Raw genomic sequence first — 11,764 nt, 5'->3', positions numbered from 1 at the left:
GACTCAGTACACCAGGCAGGCGGCGTTGACGATACCGACGCACAGGGCGCAGCCGCCCAGGAATAACCCGTGGGCGACCTTGCCTTCGACGATTCCCTGCTTCAGTTCCGGTATCAGGCGCGCACTGCCGAGGAAGACGAGCCCCTGCACCAGCATGGCGATGCCACCCCAGACCAGCATGTCGCGCAGGCTGGCGCTATGGGCGATGCTGCTGGCCAGTGGCAGCACGAAGCCCAGGGCGGTCCCCAGCAGAGCACAGGCAGCGGCAGTGTTGCCTTGGCGGATCAGTTCCAGTTCATGGTAGGGCGTCAGCCGGATGTAAAGGCCGATGAACAGGCAGAACAGCGCCAGTGCGCTGGACAGGTAGAGGAAAAAGTTCGGTAGGGTCTGAAGCAGTGTCATGGCGGCGTTCCTTGTCAACGCGATGTGCGGTCATTCGATAAAGAAGTGCGGGATGAAGCGGCTACTATCCCGGGTAATCAGACTGGAGTCCTCACGAATACCGATCCCGGCGGCGGCATCGCCGACGACCCAACTACCGATCACGGTGTGACTGTCGCCGAAACGCGGGAGCGGGGCGAAGGCCTGGTAGATGCCGGCTTCTTCCCGGTAGGGACCGTCGCTCCGTTCGTCGATGCCTGGGGCAACAATCTGGATGTTGCTACCTTCCCGTGAGTAGAGCGGCTTTCGTACATGGGCGCCGGACAGGTTATCGGTGAAGCTGGCGGGTAGCAGATTCGGATGCTCGGGGAACAACTGCCAGAGGATCGGCAGGATCGCCTTGCACGACAGCAGCAGCTTCCAGGCGGGCTCGAGGAAGCGGATCTCGCTGGCTGCGATGTGCCGGCCGAACTCTTCCTCGATCAACCATTCCCACGGGTAAAGCTTGAAACAGTGCTCGATGGGATGGTCGTTTTCATCGACGAAACGCTGCTGCAGGGCGCTGAAGCCGATTTGCTCGATGGGTAGGTAGCGTGTCGTCAGACCGGCCTGGTGCGCGGTATCCAGCAGATAGAGCAGGTTACCGGTATCTTCCTCATGGTCCTGCTGGGCGGCGAAGTACATCGGCTGGCGCGGTGCGATCTGCCGCCAGCGCGCAATCAGCTTTTCGTGCAGTGAGTTGAACTGGTCGGCGCCCGGTTGGCAATCCTGTAGCCAATACCACTGGATTACGCTGGTTTCGAGCAGGCCGGTTGGTGTATCGGCGTTGTACTCCAGCAGCTTGGGCTCGCCGCTGCCGTTCCATGAAAAATCGAAGCGCCCGTACAGGCTTGGCTCCTTGCGGCGCCAGGAGCGTTGAACCAGTTGGATTGCGCTGGGTGAAAGGCCGAAGGGCGCGAAATGCTCTTCTCGGATGATCCAGTCGATGGCCTCCAGACAGCGTTGGTGGAGGTCCTCGGTCACGGCTTCCAGGTGTTCGATCTGCGCCAGAGTGAAGCGATAGGCCTTGGTTTCGTCCCAATAGCGTCCATCGATGCTGTGGAAGGTGAAGCCCAGGGACTCGCACTGTTCGCGCCAGTGTGGCCGTGGTTGGCTGGGCAGGCATCGCATCAGCCGCCTCCGGAAAAGCGTGCGCCGGAACTGCCGAAGCCGCTGCGCTTGACCATCTCACGGAAGGCCACGCGCTGCTGCTGCGGCGTCCTTGGACGGCTTCCCTCTTCGTAAGTGGGGCCGCGGTAGAAGCCGCCACCAGATCCCCCCGCTGTACCAGAGCCGCCGCTCGCCTCGCAGTTGGCTGGATTCTGGTTCCAGTCGGCGAGGCAGTCCTCTCGGCTGGCGTAGTTATCGCGGTAGACCGCGTTGTGGTGGAGCAGCGCCGTGAGCACGCCGCCTGTCAGCAACGTATTGATGACCAGAGTGGATTTCTTCATGGCGAAGTGTCGTCCTTGGCGTTGGTGTCCATGCGCGCAGGAGCGCCAGCCGTTCAAGTCAAGGCTCAGGGCTCGAAAGGAACTGCCCCGGCCCGCCGTGGGCCGGGGAATCTACAGCAGGAGGAGGGCGTGTTTCGGTGTGTTACTTCACACGCTGCCCCGGTTTGGCGCCGCTGTCCGGGCTGAGCAGGTAGATTTCCTCGCCGCCGGGGCCGGCGGCCAGGACCATGCCTTCGGAGACGCCGAACTTCATCTTGCGCGCGGCGAGGTTGGCGACGTAGAGGGTCAGGCGGCCTTCCAGCTTGCTCGGGTCGGGGTAGGCGCTCTTGATGCCGGAGAAGACGTTGCGTTTTTCGTCGCCGATGTCCAGCGACAGGCGCAGCAGCTTGTCGGCGCCCTCGACGAATTCGGCCTTCTCGATCAGGGCGATGCGCAGGTCGACCGCGGCGAAGGTGTCGAAGGTGATTTCAGCGGCAAGCGGGTCTTTCGCCAGTTCGCCGTTCCCGGCGGGCTTGGCGGTGGCTTCGGTGGCGGCGAGGTCTTCCTTGGAGGCTTCGATCATGGCGTCGATTTTCGCAGGCTCGATACGGGTCATCAGGGGGGTGAAGGCATTCAACTGGTGGTTGGCCAGCAGGGTCGCATGGTCGTCCCAGCGCAGCGGGGCGACGTTGAGGAAGGCTTCCGCGGCCTCCGCCAGTTTCGGCAGCACGGGTTTGAGGAAGATCACCAACTGACGGAACAGGTTGACGCCGAGGGCGCAGATTTCCTGCACCTCGGCCTGCTTGCCGTCCTGCTTGGCCAGGGCCCAGGGCGCCTTGTCGGCGATCCAGGCGTTGGCGCGGTCGGCCAGGGCCATGATCTCGCGCATGGCGCGGGAGAAATCGCGGGCCTCGTAGGCTTCGGCGATGCCCGGCGCGGCGTCGAGGAAGGCGTCGGTCAGTTCGGGAGCGGCATTGCCGGCCACCAGGACCCCGGCGTTGCCCTTGTGAATGAACCCGGCGCAGCGGCTGGCGATGTTGACCACCTTGCCCACCAGGTCCGAGTTGACCTTCTGCACGAAGTCTTCGAGGTTGAGGTCGAGGTCATCGACGCCGCGGCCGAGCTTGGCCGCGTAGTAGTAGCGCAGGTATTCGGGATTCAGGTGGTCCAGGTAGGTGCGCGCCTTGATGAAGGTGCCGCGCGACTTGGACATCTTCTGCCCGTTGACGGTCAGGTAGCCGTGCACGTTCACGCCGGTCGGCTTGCGATAGCCGGCGCCTTCGAGCATGGCCGGCCAGAACAGCGCGTGGAAGTTGACGATGTCCTTGCCGATGAAGTGGTACAGCTCGGCGCTGGAGTCCTTGCCCCAGAAGGCATCGAAGTCCAGGTCCGGCGTGCGGTCGCAGAGGTTCTTGAAGCTGGCCATGTAGCCGATCGGCGCATCCAGCCAGACGTAGAAGTATTTGCCCGGCTCGCCGGGAATCTCGAAGCCGAAGTAGGGGGCGTCGCGGCTGATGTCCCATTCCTGCAGGCCGCTGTCGAGCCATTCGGCGATCTTGTTGGCCACCGCCTCCTGCAGGGTGCCGCTGCGGGTCCAGCTTTTCAGCATGGCCTCGAAATCCGGCAGCTTGAAGAAGAAGTGCTGGGATTCCTTCAACACCGGCGTGGCGCCGGAGATGGCGGATTTGGGATTCTTCAGCTCGGTGGGGGCGTAAGTGGCGCCGCATTTCTCGCAGTTGTCGCCGTACTGGTCCTCGGCGCCGCATTTCGGGCAGGTGCCCTTGATGAAGCGATCGGCGAGGAACATGCCCTTTTCGGGGTCGAAATACTGGGTCACGGCACGGGTGGCGATGTGCCCGGCGTCGCGCAGCTTCAGGTAGATGGCGCTCGACAGCTCGCGGTTCTCGTCCGAGTGGGTGGAGTGGTAGTTGTCGAAGCCGACCAGGAAGTCGGCGAAGTCGGCGGTGTGCTCGGCCTTGACGTTGGCGATCAACTGCTCCGGGGTGATGCCTTCCTTTTCGGCGCGCAGCATGATCGCGGAGCCGTGGGCATCGTCGGCGCAGACATAGATGCATTGGTTGCCGCGCAGTTTCTGGAAGCGCACCCACATATCGGTCTGGATGTACTCCAGCATGTGACCCAGGTGGATCGAACCGTTGGCGTAGGGCAGGGCGCTGGTGACGAGAATCTTGCGGGCTTCGGACATGGTGATCGGCTGCACTGGTAACACGAGGGAAGTCCGCAACTATAAAGGAAGCTGCAAGCTGCAAGCCATAAGCGGCAAGCAAAAGCCTGTGAGGGCCATACTGATTCGCTTGCAGCTTGCAGCTTGCAGCTTGCAGCTTGCAGCTTGCAGCTTGCAGCTTGCAGCCGCTGTTCCTGTAGGATGGCCGTCTATCTCGCTCGGCCTATCGTTGGAGTCAGTCATGAGCACCGTTACCCGCGACGCGGTGGAAGCTGCACTGCGCCAGTACATCGACCCGCATCTCAACCAGGACCCCGTCAGCGCCGGCTGCCTGCGCGGGATCGATATCCAGGGCGACCGCGTTTCCGTGCGGCTGGAACTGGGTTACGCCGCCGGTCTGTTCAAGAACGGCCTCGCCCAGTTGCTGCAGATGGCCCTGGAAAACCTCGATGGCGTGAGCCAGGCAAGCGTCCAGGTGGATTGCGTGATCGCCCCGCACAAGGCACAGGGCCAGGTGCCGGCGTTGACCAACGTGAAGAACGTGATCGCCGTGGCTTCCGGCAAGGGCGGCGTGGGCAAGTCCACCACCGCCGCCAACCTGGCCCTGGCCCTGGCCCGCGAAGGGGCACGGGTGGGTGTGCTGGATGCGGATATCTACGGCCCCAGCCAGGGCATCATGTTCGGCATCCCGGAGGGTACACGCCCGCAGGTGAAGGAGCAGAAGTGGTTCGTGCCGCTGGAGGCCCATGGCGTGCAGGTCATGTCCATGGCCTTCCTCACCGACGACAACACCCCCATGGTCTGGCGCGGGCCGATGGTTTCCGGTGCGCTGATCCAGCTGATCACCCAGACCGCCTGGGACAATCTCGATTACCTGGTGGTGGACATGCCGCCCGGCACCGGCGACATCCAGCTGACCCTGGCGCAGAAGGTGCCGGTGGCCGGCGCGGTGATCGTGACCACGCCGCAGGACCTGGCGCTGCTCGATGCCAAGAAGGGCGTGGAGATGTTCCGCAAGGTCAACATTCCGGTCCTCGGGGTGGTGGAGAACATGGCCATCCACATCTGCTCCAACTGCGGCCATGCCGAGCACCTGTTCGGCGAAGGCGGCGGCGAGAAACTGGCCGCGCAATACGGCGTCGAGCTGCTGGCGTCGCTGCCGCTGTCCATGGCGATCCGCATGCAGGCCGACGCCGGCAAGCCGACCGCCATCGCCGATCCGGAAAGCCAGATCGCCATGATCTACCAGGCCATGGCCCGCAGTGTCGGCGCGCGCATCGCCCAGAGCGAGCAGGCGGCGCCGACGATGCCGAATATCGTGATTTCCGACGACTAAGCCCTGCCCCTGGCCCGTGCGGGGCGCCGCCGTCGCGGTGTTTCGCCGGGCCGTCCCGTGCTTTTCCTGGCGATCCCGCTGGCCCTTCGCGAATGAATTCGCCCCTACATAGCCGGTCCGGTCTTGTAGGAGCGAGCTCTGCTCGCGAATTGGACCACGCAGAAGCTTCGCCAGCAGAGCTGGCTCCTACGAAAGTCCGCGCCTGTGGGTTGTTGGGGCACAAGGGACGAATTTATTCGCCCGGCGAGGGTGGGCTGGGCGAATGAGTCCGCCCCTACCTAAGCCGCCCCAGCCTTGTGGGAACGGACTCTGCTCGCGAATCGGGCCCCACAGAAGTTTCGCCAGCAGAGCTGGCTCCTACGAAAGCCACCGCACTCCTGCCTCCTGGCCCGCTTCGCGAACTCATCCGGACCACCCTGGTCGGTATTTTTCAGTACCCCTCTCGAAATGCCGGCTCGCAGGAGCCGGCCCAACCCGCGAGGCATGCACGGCATGGAGCATCAGGCTCACTATCTGCGCAAGGATGCGATGGCCGGCGACCAGGGCATGGACGCGCACATGCGGCTGATGCAGCAGCGCCGCATCGCCACGCTCTGGTGTCATTTCGCCAATATCGGCCTGGGTTTCTGGTTGCTCGCCCAGCCATTCATCCTCGGCTATTCGAACATCGGCCCCGATGATCTCGACCTGGCGCGGGTCACCGCTGAGCGCGGCCTCCCCGACGTCGCCACCCGCGCGTTGCTGATGACCGGCTCGGACATGCTGGACGGCGCGCTGATCGTGCTGTTCTCCATCCTGTCGCTGAAACGCCTGAGCTGGGCGCAGTGGGCCAACGCAGCGCTCGGTCTCTGGCTGATGTTCGCGCCGCTGCTGTTCTGGACGCCTTCGCCGGCCAGCTACAGCGGCGGGTTGCTGGTCGGTGGGCTGGTCATCGCCTTTTCCGTGCTGGTACCGATGATGCCGGGCATGAGCATGGAGGGCATGATGCAGAAGGCCTCGCTCCCTCCCGGCTGGGATTACAACCCCTCGACCTGGCTGCAGCGCCTGCCGATCGTCGTGCTGGCACTGCTCGGCATCCTCCTGGCGCACTATCTCGCCGCTTACCAGCTTGGCCATACCGCCAATGCCTGGGACCCGTTCTTCGGCACCGAACCCAATGGCACGGAGACCATCATCACTTCGGACATGTCCAAGGCCTGGCCGGTGGCGGATGCCGGGGTAGGCGTCATGGCCTACATGATCGAGCTGCTGATGGCGGTGATGGGCGACGCGCGTCGCTGGCGGACCATGCCCTGGATGGTGGCGGCGTTCGGTGTGGTGGTGGTGCCGCTGGGAGCGGTGAGCATTTTCTTCATCATCGCCCAGCCCATCGTCATCGGTACCTGGTGCAGCCTGTGCCTGCTGCAGGCGGCCGCGATGCTGGTGATGATGCCCTATGCCCTCGACGAACTGGTGGCCATGGGGCAGTTCCTCAAGGATGCCCTGCACCGGCGCAACCCCTTCTGGCGCACCTTCTTCATGGGCGATGCCATGGAGGGTGCCCGCGCGGACGATACCCCGGAATTCGAAGGCGGCCTCGGCGACATGGGGCTCAAGGCCCTGCGCGGGGTCAATCTGCCCTGGGGGCTGGTGATCGTCTGCCTGATCGGCCTGTGGCTGATGTGCACGCGACTGATCTTCGGCAGCAGCGGGGCCATGGCCGACAGCGATCACCTGATGGGGGCGCTGCTGATCACCATCGGCGTCCTCGCCATGGCCGAAGTCGCCCGTCCGCTGCGCTGGCTCAACCTGCCCATCGGCGCGTGGCTGCTGGCGGCCCCCTGGCTGCTCGACGGCGCGGGTCCCGGTGCGCTCGTCGGCAGTCTGGCAGCGGGGGTATTGGTGATGATCGCCAGTGTGCCGCGCGGTGCGATCCGCCATCGCTACGCCGGTTGGAACGCGTTGTTGAAATGAATTCAGTGGCAACAGGGAGTTCACCATGACCCATACCTCTACCGCCGTGATCTGCGGCGCCAGCGCGGGTGTCGGCCGCGCCGCCGCCCATGCCTTCGCCCGTGCCGGTTACCGCGTCGGGCTGATCGCCCGGAGCGAGAAGGGCCTGGCCGATACCGAGGAGGAGCTACGCAAGGCCGGCGCCACGGCCTTGGCGATTGCCGCCGATGTGGCTGACGCCGGGGCACTGGAGCGGGCCGCCGATCGCTTCGAGGCGGAGCTGGGGCCGATCGAGGTCTGGGTCAATTCGGCGATGGTCACCGTGTACGCCCCGGTCAGCCAGATGACTGCGGACGAGTACCGGCGGGTCACCGAGGTCACCTACCTGGGCTTCGTACACGGTACGCTGGCGGCTTTGCGGCACATGCGGCCACGCGACCGCGGCACCATCGTCCAGGTCGGCTCGGCGCTGTCCTACCGGGCGATTCCGCTGCAATCGGCCTACTGCGCCGCCAAGTTCGCCATCCGTGGTTTCACCGACGCGCTGCGCTGCGAGCTGATCCACGACAAGAGCCATGTCCGCCTCACCATGGTGCAGTTGCCGGCGCACAACACGCCGCAATTCGATTGGGCGCGCAGCCGGATCGACAAGCGGCCGCAGCCGGTTCCGCCGATCCACACGCCGGAAGTCGCCGCCCGCGCGATCCTGCGGGCTGCCGTCGATGCGCCGCGGGAACTCTGGCTGGGCAAGGCCACCATCCAGGCCATCATCGGCAGCCAGCTGATCCCCGGCACCCTGGACCGGATGATGGCCACGCAGGCCTACAACGGCCAGTTCAGCCAGGAAGACGCCGAGCCCGGCCGCCCCGACAACCTGTTCGGCCCGGTCGACGGACTGCACCGCACCGCCGGCCGCTTCGGCGACCAGGCGCTGGACAAGGCGCTGTGCCTGAGTTCGGAAACGGTGGGCAAGCTGATCGCCGTCGGCATTGCCGGCGTGGCGCTGGTGGTCGCGCTGATTCTGCTGGCGCTGGGGTGAGCCGGGTTGGTCGCGCCGGTCAGCCGATCCCCTTTGAACCGCATCGCCGGCCCCGGTAAGATGCGCGCTTGCTTTTTACCCGCCAGCTGACTCAGGACGCCCGCCATGAGCATTAAATCGGACAAGTGGATTCGCCGCATGGCCCAGGAACACGGCATGATCGAGCCTTTCGTCGAGCGCCAGGTGCGCACCGAAGGCAACGAGCGGCTGATCTCCTACGGTGTGTCCAGCTACGGTTACGACGTGCGTTGTGCCGATGAATTCAAGGTCTTCACCAACATCAACTCGGCCACCGTGGACCCGAAGAACTTCGATGAGAAGAGCTTCGTCGACGTCAAGAGCGACGTCTGCATCATCCCGCCGAACTCCTTCGCCCTGGCGCGTACCGTCGAGTACTTCCGCATCCCGCGCAACGTCCTGACCATCTGCCTCGGCAAGAGCACCTATGCCCGTTGCGGCATCATCGTCAACGTCACGCCGCTGGAGCCCGAGTGGGAAGGGCACGTGACCCTGGAGTTCTCCAACACCACCACGCTGCCGGCGAAGATCTACGCCAACGAGGGCGTGGCGCAGATGCTGTTCCTCGAATCCGACGAGGCCTGCGAGGTGTCGTACCGTGACCGGGGCGGCAAGTACCAGGGGCAGACCGGCGTTACCCTGCCGAAGACCTGATGGCTGTTTTGCGCTGATGAGAGCCGGGCGGATGCCCGGCTCTTTCGTTTCTGGCCTACGGTGAGCAGCCGACGACGCGACGGAATTCCTTGCCGTTCCCGGACTCTATCCTCTGACAGGCCGGCCGAGAGTGAGCGGAGCGCCAGGGGACGATCCTGGGTGCCGGAGCCGGCCGAGTACCATTGGAGGTCTGCCATGATCAACGCGCCACGCATTTCCCCCGCCGAGCTGTCCTGGGGCGGTCTGCCGGTGGAGTTTCCCTTCGCCGGGATGACTCTGCCCGTCGAAGACTTCAGTGACTTTCTGCGGGCCGGCGGCATTCCCGGCCAGCCGGGCCCCGACACCCCCGAGCCGCCACCTCAACAACCGCAGCCGGGAGAGCCGGGCGAGCCCACGGTTCCGGATCAGCCGCCGCCCGCCCCGGTGGCCTGAGAGCGTTACAGCTCGCGAGTTCGTAGACAGGGTCTGAAGACAATGACTCCGCCCGGACAACCTCCGGGCGGCAATCTGCAAACGGAAAGATGCAAGCCAGGTCTCAGGCAAGGCATCCTGTCGGGGTCGATAATGCTCCGGCAAACCCATCTCGGTAAGGACACGTCATGCATCCATTTCGCCTTTTCCGCGCCTCCGTGGCGCAGTTGACCGTCGCTTGTCTGTTGCTGGCCAGCCAGGCGCTGACCGCCGCCCAGGCCGAACCCAACCGCCTCGACCGCATCCTCGAAAGCGGGGTGCTGCGGGTCGGCACCACCGGCGACTACAAACCCTTCAGCTACAAGGACCCGAAGAGCGGCCAGTTCATCGGCCTCGATGTGGAAATGGGCGAGTCCCTGGCCAAGGCCCTGGGCGTGAAGCTGGAGCTGGTGCCCACCAGTTGGCCGACCCTGATGGCGGACCTGGCGGCGGACAAGTACGACGTCGCCATGAGCGGCGTCTCGGTCAGTCTGGAACGGCAGAAGGTGGCGTTCTTCTCCCAGCCCTACATGCGTGACGGCAAGACGCCGATCACCCTGTGCAGCAACAAGGACAAGTTCCAGAGCCTGGAGCAGATCGACCGCGCCGGCGTGCGCGCCATCGTCAATCCAGGCGGCACCAACGAGAAATTCGCCCGGGCCAACCTGAAGCAGGCCGAAATCGTGATGCACCCGGACAACGTCACCATTTTCGAGCAGATCGTCCAGGGCAAGGCCGACCTGATGATGACCGACGCCGTCGAGACCCGCCTGCAATCGCGCCTGCACCCCGAACTCTGCGCCCTGCATCCGGACCAGCCGTTCGACTTCTCGGAAAAGGCCTACCTGATACCGAGGGACCTGGTGTTCAAGCAGTTCGTCGACCAATGGCTGCGCCAGGACATCGAAAGCGGTACGTTCGCCAAGCGTTTCGACCAGTGGCTGAACTATCCCTGGCAGGCGGCGAACAAGCCGTAAGCTGGCGCGGCGTGGCTCTGGAGCCGTAGGGGCGAATTCATCGCCCACAGCGCTGCTAACGCTCCCGTGAGCGACTTCTCACTCACGGGCATGACACAGACAGACCGCGTGGCGCGTCGACGCCACGCGGCGTCAACAAAAGGAATGGCTTTCCGCCATCGTCAAGGAGGAATCGATGCAAGCGCTCAAAGACTATTTTCAACGCCACGGCCACGCCGCCTTCCGCTGGGGCGACGGCCGTATCAGCGGCTATCTGTCCGCCGCGCTGGGGTTGCTCAGCCTGCTCGCGGTGCTGTGCTTCCTGTTCCCGCAATGGCTGACCACCACCGAGCTGCGCCAGGTCTATACCGAGCAGTTCGCCCGCAGCACCCTGTTGCTGGGGCTGGTGGTGTCCTTCTCCCTCGGCACTCTCAACATCCTGCGTAACCGCCGGAAGCGCCTGGGCTTCACCGGACTGGTGGCATCGGGACTGGCGGTCCTGCTCGGCGGCACCAACATCCAGTTCGAGGAAATCGGCCAGACCCCGTATTCCCTGGGCCTGGACTGGTTCGTGCTGGCCCTGCTGGTCTCGGCGATCGTCTTCATTCCTCTGGAAAAGCTCTACGCCAAGGACCCCGAGCAGAACATCCTGCGTCCGCACTGGCGTACCGACCTGGCCTATTTCTTCGTCAGCCACATGCTGGTGCAGTTCATCCTGATCTTTGCCACCGCATCCTCTACGCTGGTGGTGGGCTGGGCGGTGTCCGGCGGGTTCCAGGCGAAGGTGCAGGCGCTGCCGTGGTTCGTCCAGTTCGTCCTCGCGGTGTTCGTGGCCGACCTCGGCCAGTACTGGCTGCACCGCCTGTATCACACCATTCCCTGGCTGTGGCGCTTCCATGCCGTGCACCACTCCAGCACGGCGATGGACTGGCTGGCCGGCTCGCGGATTCACTTCGTCGAAATCCTCCTGACCCGCACCGCCGTGCTGGTGCCGCTGCTGCTGATGGGCTTCTCGTCGCAGGCGCTGAATGCCTACGTGATCCTGGTGGGCATCCAGGCCGTGCTGGCCCATGCCAACGTGCGCATCGACGGCGGCTGGCTGAACTACCTGCTGGTGCTGCCGCGCTACCATCACTGGCACCACGCCAAGGACCCGGCCTACGCGTACAAGAACTACGCCATCCACCTGCCGCTGGTGGACATGCTGTTTGGCACCTTCAAGCTGCCGCCGAAGGAATGGCCGAGCCGTTACGGCGTGTTGGGCAAGGCGCTGCCGGACGGCATCCTGCGCCAGCACCTGTACGCCTTCCAGCGCCCCGTCAAAAAGGCCCAATGAGAGGCCGC

The 11,764-nt window shown here is 64.6% G+C and carries 11 protein-coding genes; 7 read left to right on the top strand and 4 right to left on the bottom strand.

From position 1 onward, the window contains the following. Positions 1-3 precede the first annotated feature (3 nt). The 4 genes from PIN01S_RS19965 to metG form a co-directional block, all read right to left on the bottom strand. On the bottom strand, positions 4-402 hold the full coding sequence (locus tag PIN01S_RS19965; RefSeq protein WP_084338221.1) for a DUF350 domain-containing protein: 399 nt from the start codon (positions 400-402) through the stop codon (positions 4-6). A 30-nt stretch (positions 403-432) separates the two neighbouring features. Beyond that, positions 433-1,551: a glutathionylspermidine synthase family protein gene (locus PIN01S_RS19960; protein WP_084338219.1), complete on the bottom strand. Its 1,119-nt coding sequence runs from the start codon at positions 1,549-1,551 to the stop codon at positions 433-435. Next, the gene (locus tag PIN01S_RS19955; RefSeq protein ID WP_084338217.1) at positions 1,551-1,871 is read right to left on the bottom strand and encodes a hypothetical protein; all 321 of its coding nucleotides are present in this window, start codon (positions 1,869-1,871) and stop codon (positions 1,551-1,553) included. Before PIN01S_RS19955 ends, PIN01S_RS19960 begins: the two co-directional genes overlap by 1 nt. Positions 1,872-2,013: 142 nt before the next feature. Next, the gene (metG, locus tag PIN01S_RS19950; protein ID WP_084338331.1) at positions 2,014-4,056 is read right to left on the bottom strand and encodes a methionine--tRNA ligase; all 2,043 of its coding nucleotides are present in this window, start codon (positions 4,054-4,056) and stop codon (positions 2,014-2,016) included. A 220-nt stretch (positions 4,057-4,276) separates the two neighbouring features. Between metG and apbC the strand changes: the two genes are divergently transcribed. The 7 genes from apbC to PIN01S_RS19915 all read left to right on the top strand — a co-directional run bounded on the left by apbC (position 4,277) and on the right by PIN01S_RS19915 (position 11,756). Further along, positions 4,277-5,371 carry an iron-sulfur cluster carrier protein ApbC gene (gene apbC, locus PIN01S_RS19945; protein WP_084338215.1) on the top strand — a complete coding sequence of 365 codons (1,095 nt, stop codon included), beginning with the start codon at positions 4,277-4,279 and terminating at the stop codon, positions 5,369-5,371. A gap of 492 nt (positions 5,372-5,863) precedes the next feature. Continuing rightward, positions 5,864-7,324: a vitamin K epoxide reductase family protein gene (locus PIN01S_RS19940; RefSeq protein ID WP_244506026.1), complete on the top strand. Its 1,461-nt coding sequence runs from the start codon at positions 5,864-5,866 to the stop codon at positions 7,322-7,324. Positions 7,325-7,349: 25 nt separating this feature from the next. Next, positions 7,350-8,342, top strand: coding sequence for an SDR family oxidoreductase (locus PIN01S_RS19935; RefSeq protein WP_084338213.1), 993 nt, complete (start codon positions 7,350-7,352; stop codon positions 8,340-8,342). A gap of 105 nt (positions 8,343-8,447) precedes the next feature. After that, complete coding sequence (dcd, locus tag PIN01S_RS19930) at positions 8,448-9,014, top strand: dCTP deaminase (protein WP_084338211.1); 567 nt, start codon at positions 8,448-8,450, stop codon at positions 9,012-9,014. A 195-nt stretch (positions 9,015-9,209) separates the two neighbouring features. Continuing rightward, complete coding sequence (locus PIN01S_RS19925) at positions 9,210-9,446, top strand: hypothetical protein (protein WP_084338209.1); 237 nt, start codon at positions 9,210-9,212, stop codon at positions 9,444-9,446. A gap of 167 nt (positions 9,447-9,613) precedes the next feature. Further along, positions 9,614-10,441, top strand: coding sequence for a transporter substrate-binding domain-containing protein (locus PIN01S_RS19920; protein ID WP_084338207.1), 828 nt, complete (start codon positions 9,614-9,616; stop codon positions 10,439-10,441). Positions 10,442-10,616: 175 nt separating this feature from the next. Next, entirely contained in the window at positions 10,617-11,756 is a 1,140-nt protein-coding gene (locus PIN01S_RS19915; RefSeq protein ID WP_084338205.1) for a sterol desaturase family protein, read from the top strand. Positions 11,757-11,764: the final 8 nt, after the last annotated feature.

Source organism: Pseudomonas indica NBRC 103045 (assembly GCF_002091635.1).
In the GTDB taxonomy this organism is placed as follows: domain Bacteria; phylum Pseudomonadota; class Gammaproteobacteria; order Pseudomonadales; family Pseudomonadaceae; genus Pseudomonas_M; species Pseudomonas_M indica.
The sequence above is the reverse complement of the archived record's forward strand: the minus strand, read 5'-3'. Positions and strand labels throughout refer to the sequence as shown.